Annotated in this window: 12 protein-coding genes; 1 reads left to right on the top strand and 11 read right to left on the bottom strand. The window is 67.7% G+C overall.

All coding sequences use genetic code 11. The annotated features are described in order from the left end of the window. Positions 1-70: 70 nt before the first annotated feature. From DZA62_RS03535 to DZA62_RS03520, 4 genes are read right to left on the bottom strand one after another with little or no spacing between them, the layout of a single operon-like run. Positions 71-1756: a cadherin-like domain-containing protein gene (locus DZA62_RS03535; RefSeq protein ID WP_157987444.1), complete on the bottom strand. Its 1686-nt coding sequence runs from the start codon at positions 1754-1756 to the stop codon at positions 71-73. Continuing rightward, positions 1753-3162 (bottom strand): glycosyltransferase, encoded by a 1410-nt coding sequence (locus tag DZA62_RS03530; RefSeq protein ID WP_198663368.1) that lies wholly within the window; start codon positions 3160-3162, stop codon positions 1753-1755. The genes DZA62_RS03535 and DZA62_RS03530 overlap by 4 nt, the downstream gene beginning before the upstream one ends. Next, positions 3159-3755, bottom strand: a complete 597-nt coding sequence (locus DZA62_RS03525) for an exosortase/archaeosortase family protein (protein ID WP_157987443.1) — start codon at positions 3753-3755, stop codon at positions 3159-3161. Before DZA62_RS03525 ends, DZA62_RS03530 begins: the two co-directional genes overlap by 4 nt. A gap of 3 nt (positions 3756-3758) precedes the next feature. Beyond that, positions 3759-3938: an LPXTG cell wall anchor domain-containing protein gene (locus DZA62_RS03520; protein ID WP_116947345.1), complete on the bottom strand. Its 180-nt coding sequence runs from the start codon at positions 3936-3938 to the stop codon at positions 3759-3761. 455 nt (positions 3939-4393) lie between these two features. On the opposite strand from DZA62_RS03520, the gene DZA62_RS37140 reads away from it, so the two are divergent. Then, positions 4394-5938, top strand: coding sequence for a helix-turn-helix transcriptional regulator (locus tag DZA62_RS37140; RefSeq protein WP_116947344.1), 1545 nt, complete (start codon positions 4394-4396; stop codon positions 5936-5938). Here DZA62_RS37140 and DZA62_RS03510 read toward each other — a convergent pair. The 7 genes from DZA62_RS03510 to DZA62_RS03480 all read right to left on the bottom strand — a co-directional run bounded on the left by DZA62_RS03510 (position 5925) and on the right by DZA62_RS03480 (position 16012). Further along, positions 5925-7694 carry a sulfatase-like hydrolase/transferase gene (locus tag DZA62_RS03510; protein ID WP_116947343.1) on the bottom strand — a complete coding sequence of 590 codons (1770 nt, stop codon included), beginning with the start codon at positions 7692-7694 and terminating at the stop codon, positions 5925-5927. The genes DZA62_RS37140 and DZA62_RS03510 overlap by 14 nt on opposite strands. A gap of 26 nt (positions 7695-7720) precedes the next feature. Beyond that, a complete protein-coding gene (locus tag DZA62_RS03505) occupies positions 7721-8506 on the bottom strand; it encodes a carbohydrate ABC transporter permease (RefSeq protein WP_232827236.1) in 786 nt (261 codons plus the stop codon). 40 nt (positions 8507-8546) lie between these two features. Next, positions 8547-9554: a carbohydrate ABC transporter permease gene (locus DZA62_RS03500; RefSeq protein WP_198663367.1), complete on the bottom strand. Its 1008-nt coding sequence runs from the start codon at positions 9552-9554 to the stop codon at positions 8547-8549. Between the two features lie 3 nt (positions 9555-9557). Further along, positions 9558-10805, bottom strand: a complete 1248-nt coding sequence (locus DZA62_RS03495; RefSeq protein WP_157987442.1) for an ABC transporter substrate-binding protein — start codon at positions 10803-10805, stop codon at positions 9558-9560. A 978-nt stretch (positions 10806-11783) separates the two neighbouring features. Next, positions 11784-12218, bottom strand: a complete 435-nt coding sequence (locus DZA62_RS03490; RefSeq protein ID WP_116947340.1) for a hypothetical protein — start codon at positions 12216-12218, stop codon at positions 11784-11786. A gap of 228 nt (positions 12219-12446) precedes the next feature. After that, positions 12447-15059, bottom strand: coding sequence for a S8 family peptidase (locus tag DZA62_RS03485; protein ID WP_116947339.1), 2613 nt, complete (start codon positions 15057-15059; stop codon positions 12447-12449). Further along, on the bottom strand, positions 15056-16012 hold the full coding sequence (locus DZA62_RS03480; RefSeq protein WP_116947338.1) for an AAA family ATPase: 957 nt from the start codon (positions 16010-16012) through the stop codon (positions 15056-15058). The genes DZA62_RS03485 and DZA62_RS03480 overlap by 4 nt, the downstream gene beginning before the upstream one ends. Between the last annotated feature and the right edge of the window lie 273 nt (positions 16013-16285).

Genomic DNA, 16285 nt, shown 5'->3' with positions numbered 1-16285 from the left:
GTGTTCGTGGTGCGACGGGGTGCCCGGCAGCCCGCGGCCGGGCACCCCGTCACTGGCGAGGTGCGTCAGGTCAGTGCGACGCTGCCTCGCGGCGGCGGCGCAGGCCGAGGAGCCCGGCGCCGAGCAGCCCGGCGACGAGTGCCGCGCCGGGAGCGACGAGCGGGGTGCCGTCCTCGTTCTCGGTCACCGTGACCCGCACGGTGCCGACCGACGAGTTCCCGTCCTCGTCGGTGATCGTGTAGGTGAACGTGTCCGTCCCCCAGAAGTCGTCGTCAGGCGTGTAGGTGAACGTCCCGTCCTCGTTGAGCACGACCGAGCCGCCCGACGGGCCCGACGTCGGCCCGGACACCTCGACCGTGACGCCGTCCGGGACGTCGTCATTGGCCAGCACGTCGATGTCGATCGGCGCGCGCCGCGGAGTGGTCTCCTCGTCGAGGTTCGCCGTCAACTCGTCCGAGCACGCGTCGCCCGTCTCCTCGAACGCCGCGAGCGTCACGTCTGCCGAGGACGCCGGCGCACCGGTGCCCGGACCGCTCAGCGTGCCCGTGCGCGTCGACGAGACCTCCGGCAGCGACACCGTCTCCCCGCACGCCGGCGTCTCCGGCGCCTCCGAGGTGAGCGTGAACTGCACGTAGCCCGTACCGCGCGCCGGGTCGACCAGGTCCAGTGCGGCCACCTGGTTGGAGACGGTGCCCTCGTAGGCGCCGGACGTGTTGGCGCAGGCGGCGGTCGTGTCCGGGGTGTTCGACGCGTTCGTGTTCGCCGTGCGGGCCCGGTTGGCGCCGATCCACCGGCTGTCGAACAGGTTGGTCTGGCCGTCGGCGTGCGAGTACACGCACTGCTGGAGGTTCAGGTAGCGGTTGCCCAGCAGGTCCACCGCCGCGACGAAGGTGCTCGGCTCGTTCGTGTAGAACGCGTCCCCGGTGCCGCAGTTCGGCGAGGTGTCGGGCGTGTTCGACGCGTTCGTCCCGCTGGAGCGGCCGCCCGCACCCACGATCCGGTTGTCGAAGTTGTTCACCGGCGTGCCGGCGTTCGAGGCCACGTAGTTGCACTGGTGCAGGTTCAGGTACCGATTCCCGAGCAGGTCGATCGCACGGACCCGTGACTGCGTGAGATCGGTGTACACGCCACTCCCGGGGCCACAGGCCGCGGCGGCGTCGGCGGTGTTGGAGACGTTCGAGTTCGCGCTCCTCCCGCCCGGACCGATGATCCGGGTGTCGTAGTCGTTGGGCGGCGTCGGGTCGATGTAGGTGAAGACGCACTCCTGCAGGTTCAGGTAGCGCTTGATGCCGGTGCGCAGCACGCCGCTCTGCGAGGCGTTCGACTCACCGTTGAAGCCGGCCGACGGCGACACCGTCAGGGTGCCACCGGACCACACCGAGTCGGCGATGGTCGCGACCTTCGCCCCCGAACCGGCGGTCCCGGTCGCGAGGTTGCCCTCCGGGGCGAGCACGTTGCGCGTGCTGCCCGGCACGTAGGCGAACCCGTCCGGGATCTGGGTCGTGAGGGACGCGCCGGCGACGTCCGTGGTCTTCGTCGTGTTGTAGAACAGGCGCGCGAACACCTGCTCGCCCCGCTGCGCGGTCACCGAGTCCGACCACGTCGCCCCGCCGTCGGCCGAGTAGAGGAGGTTCGTCTGCGTGCCGTCGCCCGTCGCGGGCTCGGCGACGGCGATGGCAGAGCCCGAGAGCGCCAGCCCCGCACACACGCCGGCCGTCGCGACCACCCGCGATGCCCTCCGTAGTGTCGTTCTCATCGAGTTCTCTCTTCCTGTCGAGCCGAGAGCCCTGCGCCCCCGACGGTCTGCACTCCCGGGCGCCCTGCGCGCCCGGTCGTGACGATGGTTGGCGTGGCCGGACGCGCACCGGCCTCGCGGACTCGCGCGGTCTTGTCCCACGACGTCTGGCCGCGCAGGATCCGCAGCAGCGCGCGCCAGACGCACGTGAAGGAGAGGTAGTTCATGACGATGAAGGAGTTGGCCATCGCCAGGCTCTTGAGCAGGCCCCACCTCCGGTCTCGCCGGTGGTAGACCCACCCGGTGACCAGTGCCGGCGCGAAGGCGAAGAGGTAGAACGCGGCGGCGAGGACCACGGCCGCGGTGCCGTCGCCACCGGCGACGATCGAGATCTGGTCCCACCGCAGCACGAGCATGAGCAGGCAGTAGTGGAAGAGGATCGACCACGGCAGGTCCAGCAGCCAGGGCACCAGGCAGTACGAGGTGAGCTCGAGGGCCTTCCCGTTGCTGAGGTCCCGGGAGCGCCAGATCTCCGGAAGCCGGCGGATCGCCATCATGTGGCCCTGGTACCAGCGCGTGCGCTGGCGGATGAGCTGCGGGAGCTTCTCCACGGCCTGCTGGTCGACGGAGGCGTGCGGCGTCGTCTGCAGCTCCCAGCCCTCGAGCGCGAGGGTGATGGCGAGGTCGAGGTCCTCGGTGAGCGAGGCCGACCAGGGCTTGGCTCCGGCCGTGTTCAGGGCCGACAACCGCGCGAACTGGCCGTTGCCGCCGAGGCTCACCGTCCCGGTGGCCTGCCGTCCGAACTGCGTGACCGCGGCGATCCCCCAGAACTGGTAGTCCTGGTACCGGGTCAGGAACGAGCCGCGGTTGCGGATGCGCACCGCGAGTTGCACGCCGCCGACCTTCTCGTCGGCGAAGAGCGGCAGCACGTGGTCCAGCGCCCCGTCGGACAACCGCCCGTCGGCGTCCATGACGCACACGACGACCCGCGCTGGGTCCTCGCCACGGTCGGCCACCCGGCGGCGCACCCAGGCGATCCCCGCGTTGAGGGCCTCGCCCTTGCCGCGCCGGGCCTCCGGGAGCTCTCGGCGCAGCACCTCGACGCCGAATCCTCCGGCCTGTTCCGCGCACCGCGCCGTGTCGTCGTCGGAGCCGTCGTCGATGACGAGCGTCGTCGTCCCGGCCAGCCTCGTGAGGCCCGCGACGGTCTGCCCGATCACGGCCTCCTCGTTGAGGCAGGGCACCAGGAAGTAGACCGGCATCGCGGCCGGGACGTCGGCACGTTCGGAACCGTAAGTGGCGGCGCTCTGCACCCCGAGGCGTGCGCGCGAGCGCCGGAGCTGGACCAGGCCGGCGCCCATCAGCATGAGGAAATAGACCATCGACAGGCTGATGACGACGCTCGCGGCCGTCTGCAGGACGATCACGTCGTCCCCCCGGCCTCAGGTGCGTGACGGCCTCGAGCCCGGCGCCCGAAGAAGCCGAGCCGGAAGAAGACGAGCAGCGCGATCGTGAAGCCACCGAGCATCGCCGCCGACCCCACCGTGTCGTGGACCCAGCGGAACATCGAGGGGTCACCGTGCACCACGACGAGCACCAACGCCTCGATGCGCGCGAGGTTGACGAGCTCGAGGAGGACGCCGGCGGCGAGGACCGCGACGACGAGCGTCGGGATCGTCGACCGGCCCGAGAGCAGCACGAAGGCCGCGACGAGGGCCAGCGGGACCAGGAAGAACAACGCGCTGCACTGCGAGGTGATGTGGAGTGCGAACCAGGTCGACTCGTCGCCGGCCACACGCTCGAAGACGAAGGCCGGCTGGGCGGTCATCGTGCGGACCTCACGATCGAGGACCGCCCCGGTGACCAGACCCGCGAGACGGGCCTCGAAGAGCCGGAACGCGGCGGCGTTCAGCACGAGGTGGGCGCCGAGCAGCACGAGGCCGGCGGCCAGGACCAGGCGGACGACCCGGGACGAGGACGGCAACGGCGCGGAGACCGCGCGAACCTCCACAGCGGACACGGGTCAGTCCTGGTTCGTCGCGGCGCGGCGCATGCGCGTCGTGCGCAGGAGCAGCAGGCCACCCACGATCAGCGTCACGCCGGCGACCACGTAGGCGAAGGTCGTCGCTCCCGTCGCGGCGAGCGCTCCGGCTCCGGCGGCACCCGAGCCGATACCGGTCGTGATCCCTGGGGTGTGATACATCGTCTGCTCCCTCCAGCGACGTGGCACGGCGCCACGTCAGCGGCCGATCCCCGAACGCCATTGCTTTCCGACGCGCAGGCGCTCTCTCTTTTCTGAGCCGGGTATCCACCCGTGCCCACCCGCTCATTTCTCCACCCGAGCGCCGGGAAAATACCTATCGCGGAAATATCGGGAATCGGAAGGGTTATCGCGTTAAATAGCCCACCCGCCGATAGCGCTAGCCCCCCTTTAGCCCGTCCGAATCAAGGGGTTGTACGGTCGCTATTGTGTGGACATCACCGATCACTCGAGTCGGACATAACGGTGGAAAAATTTAGACATAGCACTCATATCCACATATCCACCTCGAAGGCATGCCTGATGAGGCAGTCGGTGATGCCGGACGACGGCAGCGATGTGACGCCGAACACACCGGTGATCCGGTATAGGCTCCGCTGCCGGGAGGGGGGAACGAGGTGGACGGCACCACGGTCGAGGACGAGCTCCGAGCGGCGGTCGACAGAGGCGACGCCGCCGCCGTCGCGCGCATTCTCGACCGCGACTGGCCCTTGTTGGTCCGCACGAACGGAGAACTCCTGCGGCACGCGGCCGCAATCGTCCCGCCTGAGATCGCGGCGAAGCATCCGATCTTCGTGCTCGGCTCGGAGGCCATCCGAAAGTCCACCCCGGGCGACCGTCTCCGCGGCGATCGCCACCTCGATCCCTTACTTCGTTCGGTCCACCTGATCGGCGACCCGCATACGCGCATGAGCGCTTTGGCGGCATTGCTGGTCGCGCTGCGCCGGCGGAACCGATTCGACGAACTGATCGACCTCGCCGATCGGATCGAGTCCCTCGACGACGCCGACGCACACCATCGCGACGGTGTCTATCTCCAATTGGGCGTCAGTCTGTTGTTCGCCGGTCAGCTGCGCCGCTCGGCGGAGTACCTCGAGATCACCTATTGGATGCCGGGAGCTCGCCGGGCCGCGGCAGCCGCACATCTTGCCTTCGTCTTCGCGCTGCGCGGGGAGGCACAGGCCGCCGCACACTGGGTGCATCGAGCCGCCGGCCTCGACGACGAGACCGACGGCTGGATGTATCACTCGCTCGAGCGGTCCTGGCTGGTGGCGGCGCGCGCGTTGCTCGCCCTCGACCGACTCGACTGGGCCGAGTACCACCGCCACAACAGCATGTCGCGGACGCTCATGCCCGACGACGTGGGCAGCGCGTGCCTGATCCATGTGCGAGCCAGGGCGGCTCTGTTGCTGGGGACGCAACAGGTGGTGATCGACGAGATCCACCGGCTCCGCGCCACCCAGCTCCGCTACCGGGTCGCCGCCGGCGGGCTGCTGCGCATCATGCTCGACACCACGGAGGCGGAACTCTGGCTGAGCCTGGGCGACACCGATCACGCCGAGCAGCTGATCCGGACCATGGGTTCCCACCCCCTCGAGATCGTCACCCGAGCCAGGTTCAACGATGTGCTCCGCCGCGAGACGATGGTGCGCACGCTCACGCGGTCCGACCACTGGCCGGCCGGCACGTCGATCAGGGACCGGATCAATCTCCTCCTGCTCCATGCCGGGAGCAGCATCCGCTCCAGCCCGGGGGACGAAGAACGGGCAGGCGTGATCCGACGAGCCGCCGTCGACATGCTGGAGTCACCGGATCAGTGGCTGTTCACCCTGACGCTCACCGATCAACAGGTCCGCGATGAGCTGGCCGCCTCGAACACCCCGGGGGCCGGCGCGGTGTTCGGGAAGCTGGCAGCCCTTCCCGCGACGCCGTTCCGTTCAGCCAGGCCACTCTCCGGCATCAGCGCGCGCGAACGGCAGGTGCTCGAACTCCTCGTCATGAACAAGACGATTCCCGCCATCGCGGCGGCACTGCACCTCTCGCCCGACACCGTCCGCAACCATCGCAAGAACATCTATCGGAAGCTGCGCGTGAACACCCGCGAAGAAGCTGTCGTCGCGGCCCGGAACAAGGGCTTTCTGCCGCCTCTCACGGGGCCCTGAGCACCTTCGCCAGATCGTCGGCCACCCGCACCAGCTGGGCGGCGGAGATCGATCCCCCGCGGGCGAGCCCGAGCAGGCTCGCGGTCGGCGACAGCTCCATCGGCTCGGTCTCGATCAGCTCCGGGAGGTGCTTCTCGATGACCGAGGACGCCCGGCGGTCACCGAGCAGCCGGCGCAGCGGAGTCTGCAGCAGGTCGACGACGGGCAGCTCGGCCAGTGTGGGCAGCGGCGCGGCCGACTCCGCGGATCGCTCCGCATGGGCCCGGACGAGCAGGTGCTCGGCCGAGAGGTCGCCGCTCTCCGGAAGCCCGAGCCGGACGTACTGGCTGGCCGGCGCCTCGCTCTCCCTCATGCGCCGGTGGAGGAGCTGCGCCAGTCTCAGCTCGACGTCGTCGTCGATCACCGGACGCTCCTGCGCGGCGTCGTTCTCGACGTCGAACAGCATCGTTCCGTGCCGCCAGGAGTTGACCACACGTACCGATGGTGCGATCCGCATGGTCCGCACGCCCTTCGTGAACCCGAACGGCTCAGCCGGCTCCCAGCCGCGCAGGTCCTGCACCGAGAAGCGGCTCCGCATACGGGTCGGCATCAGGGTGTACTCCTCGATCGGCCCGTTCGCCTCGGTCGCCGAGCTGCGCATGTACACGTGGCGGCCGTCGGTGACGTTGACGTGCCCGCCGAGCATGCCGAAGAGGGCGCCGTCACGCACGGGTGTGCCCTGCCCCACGGCGCCGGCCAGGTCCGTGCCCTGCATGTCCGCCGGCGCCTGCTGGCCGAAGAATCCGAGCAGGGTCGGCGCGATGTCGATGGTCTGCGCCAGCACGTCGCATCGCTCGCCCCTGCGGCCGGTGCGCGGATCCCACAGGAACATCGGCAGATGGACCAGCTCCTGGTAGTGGGGCTGGAACGTCTTCGCCCACCAGCCGTGCTCTCCCAGCGAGAAGCCGTGGTCGGTGTTGACGACGAGCATCGTGTCGGCCCACATGTCGTGCTCGTCCATGACGTCGAGCAGCCGCCCCAACGAGTGGTCGCACATGCTCAGCAGCGCGGCATACTCACGGCGGACGTGGTCGACCTGAGCCGCGTCCTCGACCACCTTCTGGTAGGTCGGCCAGTCGGACCGCGGGCCGTCGTCGTCCTGTTCGTAGCGCTTCCGGTAGTGGTCCGGGCTGAAGAACGGCTCATGCGGGTCGAACAGCTCGATGTGCAGGAACCACCCGCCCGCGTCGTGGTTCGTCTCCAGGAAGTGGATTCCCGCGTCGACCGTGCGGGTCTGCGCATGGTCGGCCTCGGTCGCCATGTACTGACGGTTGACGTCGTCCTGCCGGCGCTGCGCGGCCCGAGGGTCGGCCATCGAGGCGACACCTGAGTCCACGACGCCCTTCCACGGGTCGCCTTCCTGCCCGCGGTGGATCTCCCAGGTCGTGTAGCGGGTGTGGTAGGTCGCGCCGCCGTCCTCCCAGTAGTGCGGCTGGTCCGACGTCAGGTGGGTGTGGATGCCGGCCGAGTCCAGGAGCGCGGGCATCGAGTCGTCGAAGGGCTCGAGCGGGCCCCAGCCTCGGTGCAGGAAGTGGTGCCGTCCCGTGTGGAGCTCGCGACGAGCCGGCATGGTGGGCAACGACCCGGCGTAGAACCGATCGAACGTCACGGCCCGCTCGGCCAGGCGGGCGAAGTTCGGCGCCGAGACGTCCGTCCCGCCGTACGGCGGGAGCAGTTGGCGATTCAGACTGTCGAACATCAGCATGACAGCGCGCACGGGGGTCCTCCCGGTCGGTGGTGGAATCACAGCGGCTGCGACCAACCGCGCATCACGAACCGCCTGATGCTCAGAAAGCCGGCCACAGCGGGGATCGAGCTGATGACACAGGCCGCCATCAGCTGGTTCCACAGGACGGACGGAGCCGAGAGATAGGACTGCAGGCCCACCGCCACCGTTCTGGTGTCCTGGGTGGTCAGTACCGACGCGATCATCACCTCGCTCCAGGCCAGGGCGAACGAGAACACCGCGACCGCCGCCAGGGCCGGCCGCGCGATGGGCACCACCACCCGCAGGAGTGTCCCGACCCGGCCCAGTCCGTCCATCGCGGCGGCGTCCTCGAGGTCGCGGCGCAGGCCGGAGAACGTACCGGTCAGCACCCAGATGCAGACCGGAAGGGAGAAGGTGAGATAGGTCAGGATCAGGCCGCCGTACGACCCGATCAGACCGACACCCCACCACCTGTCGAGAGAGGCGTACACGATGAACAACGGCAGGAAGACGAACATGGCCGGCAGCACTTGCGCGCTCAGCACCAGAAGACCGAAGGCCCGCCGGCCCACGAAGTCGATCCTGGAGACGGCATAGGCGGCGAACACCGAGACGACGACGGACGCCACGGTCGCCGCGCTCGCGACGATCACGCTGTTCACCAGGTAGCGCCCGAGCCCGATGGTCGACCAGGTGTCGAGATACGGCTGGAGGGTGACGTTCCTCGGTATCCAGTGGAACGGTCCGCGCACGTCGGCGAGGGGCCGGACCGACGACGACACGATGACCCAGAGCGGCGCCGCGGTCAGCAGAGCGATCACCGTCAACGCGACCCTGCGGAACCACCGGAACCCCGCACCCTCATGCACGGCGGCCCTCGCGGGGGACCGGCGCCCAGCACCGACAGCGCCACGACGAGCACCAGCCGCAGCGCCGTGCGATCCGCACATAGGTGAGGACGCCGATCAGCAACAATCCGGCGACCAGGAGATTCATCGCCGCGCCGACCCCGAACGCGGCATCGGTGAACGAGTGGCCATGGACGAGATTCGCGACGAACGTCGCCGACTCCGGTGGTCGAGGGCCGAAGAGCACGTAGGCGACGCCGAACTCGTTGAACGCCCACAGCGACATGACCAGGATGACGACGGCGTTGACCGGCCAGATGAGGGGCAGGCTGATGCTCCAGAACTGCCGCCAGCGCGCGGCCCCGTCGAGCGCGCTCGCGTCATGGACGTCCGAGGGAATCGCCGACATCGCCGCGGACGACATGAGATACGCGAACGGCCAGACGTTCCAGATCCAGACGACGGCCACCACCCAGAACGCGTTGTCTCCGATCAACCAGAACGGCCGATCCGAGACAGCGCCCAGACCGTCGACGAGGAGCTGGTTGACGGCGCCGTAGTCCCGGCTGAACATGAACGACCACCCGATGGCCGCCACGAATCCCGGAACGGCGAACGGCACCAGGAAGAGCACCCGTAGCGCGCTCCGCCCGCGGAACTCCGACGCCATGAGCCACGCGACCACGACACCGATCGACCACGAGACGGTCACCACGATGATCGCGAAGATCGCCGTCCGAGCCAGCGTCGCCCAGAGCTCGGCCCCGATCGGGCCGGCCGGATCCAGTCCGGTGCGGAGGTTCCGAAGACCGACGAACGGCGCTCCGGTCCAGTCGCCGATCGTCGATCGATCCAGCCCGGTGAGGCTGAACCAGATGCCGAGCGCCATCGGCACGACGTGCACCACGAGCTCGACGACGAGCGCCGGCCCGATCAGTGCATAGGGCAGCCATCGCCTCGCGCCCCCGCGGACTCCGGTGAAGCGGTGACTTCGCCGTGCGGTGAAGGACCGATCCGCCACGGCTCAACGCGTCGCCGTCAGTCGTGCGTCGGCCTCGGAGAGAGCCGCCCGTATGTCGTCCTCGGTCACCGGACCGGTGGCGGCCCGCGCCATGAGGTCCGTGATGGCGCCACCCACCAGGATCTCCATCTGGGCGTGCTCGGGCACCTGCGGCATCGGCTCGGCATGATCGCGCAGGATGGTGGCGAAGACGCGAGCAGCGTCGTCCAGGTCGTCCTCGTCGTAGGCGGCGGTCACCACCGGGAGCGTGGCGGTCTCAGCAGTCCAGTCCGCCTGGACGTCCGGGCTGGTGAGGAACTCCACCAGGGCGAGGGCGGCGTCGCGGTGGTCGGTGTTCGCGAACACGGCGAGGTTGGCACCGCCTACGAAGGTCCGGGTGTCGCGGCCGCCCGCCGGAAGCGGATCCAGCACCGGCAGCGGCGCGACCGCGTAGTCCGCGAAACCCATGTCGGCGAGAACGCTCTGGTGAATCGACTGGCCGAAGAACATGGCCGCCCCGCCGGCGACGAACTGATCGATGGCGTCGAGGGCAGAGGTGTACTCGGCATTGCCGGGCGCGACCACGTGCTCGGTCGCGATCAAGGACACGTACTGCCGAACCGCGGCCACCTGTGCGGAGCTGTCGAACTGAGGGTTGCCGTCGCGGTCGAACAGCGAGCCCCCGTGCTGACGGCCGAGGATGAACGCCTGGTGCGTGGCCGTGATGCCACTGCCACCGACGATCGAGACGCCCCATTGATCTGGTTCGCCGTCACCATCGGTGTCGATGGTCAGACGCTTCGCGTCGTCGACGAACTCCTGCCAGGTGTCCGGCGGGGCAGCGATGCCGGCGGCCTCGAAGAGCGTCGTGTTGTAGAACAGCGCGTACGCGGTGGTGTACAGCGGAACGGCAGCGGGCGGCTCGCCGGACACACCGACGGATCGGAGCGTCACCGGCACGAACCTGTCCGCTCCGCCGATCTCGTCCATCACGTCGTCGGTGAACGGCAGCAGCGCGCCGGTGGCTTGCAGCGACGCCGTCCATGCCTTGCCGATGGTGAGCACGTCCGGGCCTCGGCCGCTGCTGACGGCGGCCATGATCCGATCCCACAGCGTGCTCCACGGCACGACCTCGACGTCGACCTCGATGCCGGTCGTCGCGGTGAACTCGTCCAGGATCGGCTCGAGGACGGCCTCGTCCTGCTCCAGGGAGCTGGTCATCGGCGCGACCCAATAGGTCAGCGTCGCCGAGGTGGTCGAGAGGTCGTCCACCCCACAACCTGCGACGATGGTGGTCGATCCCATGAACGCGGCGAGAAGCGCAATCGTGCGGCGCACCATGATCCTCCGTGTGTCCCGAGCGCCCATGCCGGTGTCTGCACGGACGGCCGCCGGAACAGCTGGCAGAGGCGGCCGATCCGGGAGAGGCCCCTCGGCCAGACCCCCCGTGAGTGTTGAGTCGTCGGGCCGCGAGAACTGCACGCGAAGGACGGTGTGACCTGCGCCACACGGCCATGGCTGGGTGCGCGCACGCTACAGAGCGCCAGGGGCCGTGAACCGCCGGGTGGTCGCGACATGACGAAGCGGCCGGCCAGAATCAGTTCTGACCAGCCGCTTCGGCTGTTGTGGTGGTGATGCCTCCTGATACGAACCGCACATTGACGGTCCAAGCACCGCCTATCCAGCTGCGTGACCTGCAGATACGCGCAGAATCATGCCACGAGGCAATCCTGACCCTCCTCGCCTCCGACCCGAACTCGATGGGTCAGGCGGTGACCGCCGACCAACTCGACCGCGCCCTTGCGGAACGCGGCGCACGCTACGCTCGTGGCACCATCTACAAGACGCTTCGCCGGATGGCACGAAGGGGACTTCTTCGATGGAGCGGCGGCAGGTTTCAGCTCACGAATGCCGGGACAGTCGCGGCTCGCCAGAGCCACGTATGCCAGATGGGTCTGCCGCACGAGTAGCGACACCTGATCTGTGGCGCCGGCAGGGCGTCGCTGAGTGGATGTCGAACGTGCCCAGACCCCCGTCCGAAGGAGTTCCGCGAGGATGTCATGGCCGTGGCCCGCGTTGGGAGGCTCCAATAGCCTGGATCATCAAGGACTTCGGGATCAGCGAACCCTTCTGCTATTGGCTGCATGCCGCTGACGTCGAGGGCGGCAACCACCCGGCTGTGATCGCCGGCGAGTCGGCGAGCTGCGTGAACCGCCTGGGCGCGTAGCGGATCGCTCCACCCATTCCGATTCAATCAAGTCCCGGACCATCTCTGCCCCGTTCAGCTTGGAACCAGCCAAGAAAGTAGCGCCCCATAGCCTGATTCACGGCCCGCGCCCAAGCAGCCGCGCCCTGCCCTTCATAAAGGAACTCGGAGAACCGGTCGTCCCAGTACGTTGGTTGAAAGTGGACGACTCCGTTCCGGAATCTCCTCAAGAGGCCCACACTGGGCGACGCGAGAAGTGCATCAACGCCATCGTCAGAGAGGTCGAGCTGCTTCCATCCTTCTATCACAATGTACAGGCACGCATACCAGAGGCACATATCGATCCACTGTTGCGCCCACCGGTCGTCGTCGACCGAGGCGACTCCCTCCTGGGCTAATCGGTTGTCGTAGTAGACACGCATCTGGTTGGCCTGCAGAAAGTACCGGTGCAGCGCAAGGACCTCTTCATGAGACGCCATAGGAGCCATCTTTGCCGTTCACTTCCGCGTGTGGGCCTGCCGCTGACGGTGAGACGTGCCGTCGTCGACGGGGACGACGAAGTGCAGAGTTGTAGCGATGATTGCGCTGTATCGAAGGCAGTCGTAGATGCCCGTGACCACCGCTCGATCACCTCTGCCGCAGCGACGGCACAGGTAACATACAGGCGGAGTAAGCCACGCCATCGAGATGGCGAGGCATCATCGGTGTCAGCCCTGCACTCTCTCGCGGGCACGTTCTCGGGCCCGCTGGCGCAGTCTTGCACGCACTTCCTCGTGGATCGTGGTGGAGGTCTCCACGGCGGTCTCGATTGAGACGACGAGCGCGTAGCGAACCCGGTTCCCAGCTCGGAGTCGTTGGGCGTCATCCATGCACTCGATGTGGATCGGGTAAGCGCCACCGTCGCCGAACACCATCGCCCCGGCTCCCTCGACTATCTCGTGCTGAAGGCTGCCCCGCCTGACAGTGTTGTGTTCGGCGTCGATTCGGTCTCCTGCTGCGAGATTGGTGTCTGGCGTGGCGAAGTAGACCTTTGCGCCGCGATACCGAGTGAGGTGGCCGACAGTGGGCACCATGTAGGCGAGCGTGATCGTGAAGCGATGCCATTCCGCCCGGGAGCGGAGTGACGGCGGCAACGGGAGTTCGTACGTGTGGCGTTGGTCGCGAGCGATATGGCCGCCGGCTATCAGAACCGCACGGTTCGTCGCAGCCCCCCCGAGCCGCGCGGTATCGAGCCCTCCGTATCCAAGTAGCGCTGTGAGGTGGCGGCGAGCTTGCTGGTTGCTAAGGCCGAGTTCACCGCGAAGCCTCGTTCCCCACTGGCCCCAGCCGCTCGCATGCGCCAAGAGCGCGCGCACGAGGAGGGGGTGGTACTGCGCATCTGGAAGCGGGTCGTCGCCGGCACTGGGCGGTGCGGCCTCAAGAATGTCAAACAGGCGGTCGGCTTCGCGGGTGACCAGCGCAGTAGCGTTGCTGGTGCCTGTGGTAAAGGCCGTGGTATTCGTTGCGCCTCTTCGTCCCGGAGCGGCGACCCGGAGCCCGGGCCCGGTCGTTGCAGACTGCGCGAGATCTATGCTGACCGAGTCGCTGCCCGGCTGAATGACCGGGCGGGTGTAAAGCGCACGGCCTCCGACGTGGTAAATGTCCGGCTTGACGGAGCGGTCTACCCCTGGACCGGTCGCGCTGTAGTGCGCGGGCGCGCCCTGGTCGGTGATGTCCCACGCGGTGTCGGGCACATTGATGTCGCCGAACCCGTCATCGTGGGTCGCGCCGATTGTCAGGGCGTTGAGGGCGTCGCCTGGGGGCAGGATGCCCCGCAACATGGTCGCGTCGTAGACCGCGCGAGTCGCCGCCGACCGAGCCGTGGCCGGGTCACCCGCAGCATCGACGGGAATCGTGATGGGAGCGAGGTAATTGCCGGCGCTGACGACGAACAGCAGGTTGTAGGAGTGGGCTAGCCAGTCGAGAAGACGACCGACCGGACTCATCCTCCGCACGAGAGCTCTGGCCTGCGCGCCGATGGAGAGGTTGACGATCCGGACGCTCGGGGCGATCGCGTCCCGGCCGCCTTCTCCTTCCGCAATCCGCTTGACGGCTCGGTGGAGCAAGTCGGTGAGCAGCCGGTTCGGGATGACCTGCTCGTTGCTGGCGGCGAACTCGTGGGGCCGCATGATGGGTCGCACATACAGGGGTCGATCCAGCGGTTCCTCGCGCATTGAGAGGTCGCCGTGGAGGATGAGTGAAGCCATCGCGGTTCCGTGGTTGCGAGAGGATACTGGGTAGTCTTCGCCGACCCGGTCGGGATCGTCGATCACCAGTCTGCCGGTCAAGGCGTCGTGGTTCGGGAAGGGCAAACCGTCCAGGAGTGCGATTCGGGGAAGCCCGTTGACTCGTACCCCGGGCGGTAGTCGCACTTCGTCTACGGGGTCGAGAGTGGGCGGTGCGATGCTCATAGGCGTGAACGGGCTGACGAACATGACCTCGTCGGTCGTGAGCAGTCGGATCGACCCAGCTCCGTTGTTCAGGACCGTTTGGACCTGTTGGATGGGCAGCTCCACTAGTAATGCGTGGTAGCCGATCTCACCGATCTGAGAGCGGTCGAGAACTCGCCCGCCGCTGTCGGCGACGACACGTTCGACGTGCGCTTCGGCGGCGGTGCGCGCCTCAGCGGAGCGTCGATGCCACAGCTCGACCTCGACCACGACGGGGCTAGTGGATTGCCCAATGAGGTCGAGGGTCTCCTGCCAGTGCACCAGCAGCCCCGTCTCTCGAATCCTGTCTTCCGGCCCCCACCGTCGGATGGCGGTCAGTTGCTCGAATGCCGCCTTGAATTTGCCGAGCCCGTGCGTGAAGGTCACCGACTGGTCCTGTTTCCAGAGCTCGAACAGGCGCAGCAGCTCATCGATCGCTCTGGCGTTGGACATCACGAGGTAGAGCGAGTGCGGGACGGCGCCATCGGTGCGCCCCTTGTTCCGCTCGGTCATATGGAAGTCGTCATCGGGATCGGCGCGATCGCCGAGCAGCTCGGACAGGAACTCCAGCCCCTCGATCCGATCGATCGCGTTGCGGAAGTCCTTGACGCTGCCGGCAAGGTCGAACACGACAACCAATGCCGGATCCACCTCATCGGGCATGTCAGCAGCGAAACGCGCTCGCTCCGCCTCGAACGCCTCGACGAGTTGGCGGAACTGGGGCGTCAGCCGCTCCCCTTGCCGACGGGCGCCAGGTTTGGACAATCGCGGCATGTCGCGGGGGCGCTGGGAGGGTCGGTCACCAGCGGCTGGCGGGCCAAAAGCCAGCAGCGGCCGACGCTCCCCTGTCAACCCGCCGCCTGATCGCGCCTGTGCTCAATACGTTCCTGAACGATCTTTCGGAGGTCGCTGTCCGGCAGCTCGAGCACTGACCTGCGGCGCACGTCGAGAGCAAACTCTTCGAGGTCGGCGAAGCTTGCCCCTGCGAGTTTGTCGGCCAGCGTGCGTGGAGCGAAGCCGAGGTCACCGCCCAGTCGTGCGGCGAGCCGCTCCAGGAACCGGGTGGCTTGGGACCGGCTGGGTGGTTCGAGGTTGGCACGAACCTGGAACCGACGCCATGCAGCGCGGTCCAGGAGTTCACTGTGGTTGGTCGCGCCGACGAAGACGACGTGTGCCGGTAGTCGGTCGATCTGGAGCAGTAACGTCGAGACGACGCGCTTGATCTCGCCAGTCTCGTGTTCGTCCGAACGCTCTTTGGCGATGGTGTCGAGTTCATCAAAGAACAGGACGCAACGGCGGGTGCGTGCGAACTCGAAGGCGTTGTCGAGCCGCGCGGCGGTCTCTCCGAGAAAGCTGGAAACCACTCCTTCGTAGCGGATCATGTAGAACGGCAGCATCAACTCCGAAGCGATGGCCTCGGCGACGCTGGTCTTCCCGTTGCCTGGCGGCCCGGACAGGAGGATTCGGTTACGTGGTTCGATCCCGTAGCTTCGCAACAGTTCGGCACGCTGTTGCTCCTCGATCAGCTCCGCAACTACCCGCCTCGGAACCGCCGCAAGTTCCAAGTCATGCAGCCGACGATTCGGAACGACCTCCTGCACAAGATCACGGATCGCCGCAGCACGGTCATCGCGCATGACGCCCTGCCCCGTCGTGGTGATCAGCTCGGAGAGACGGTCGGCGAGCAGATGATGCTGGTTGGCTCGCTCCTCAGCGATCACTGCCTCGACCAGGACACGGAAGCGCTCGCGATCGCCACGTCGCTCGGCCTCTACGAGATCAAGAAGCAGGTCTGCGCGCGCCATCTCCCGCCCCCATCAGTCGCCAACTGTCATCCGGTTTGATCCTAACCTTCGGCGTTCAGAGGCTACTGAGCCGCGCCGACATCATCAACGGCTGGTGGAAGTCTTGCAGCCACACTCAGACACGCGAAAGCCCCGCCTCTCGCCACCTGCACCCGTGGTCGAGCCCGCCTGTCCTCCGGACCTGCCCGGCGGCGCTCTCGCCACGTCGATCCTGCGATGGGAACTCTGGCCCGGATCGTGCCACGGCTGGATGCGTCAGCTGTGGTACGCGCG

This window comes from Jiangella endophytica, assembly GCF_003427025.1.
Classification (GTDB): domain Bacteria; phylum Actinomycetota; class Actinomycetes; order Jiangellales; family Jiangellaceae; genus Jiangella; species Jiangella endophytica.
The sequence above is the reverse complement of the archived record's forward strand: the minus strand, read 5'-3'. Positions and strand labels throughout refer to the sequence as shown.

Coding starts and splice junctions, on each gene's coding strand:
- DZA62_RS03490 (WP_116947340.1), bottom strand. CDS start 12,218: ATGGCGTCTCATGAAGAGGTCCTTGCGCTGCACCGGTACTTTCTGCAG.
- DZA62_RS03535 (WP_157987444.1), bottom strand. CDS start 1,756: ATGAGAACGACACTACGGAGGGCATCGCGGGTGGTCGCGACGGCCGGC.
- DZA62_RS03480 (WP_116947338.1), bottom strand. CDS start 16,012: ATGGCGCGCGCAGACCTGCTTCTTGATCTCGTAGAGGCCGAGCGACGT.
- DZA62_RS03520 (WP_116947345.1), bottom strand. CDS start 3,938: ATGTATCACACCCCAGGGATCACGACCGGTATCGGCTCGGGTGCCGCC.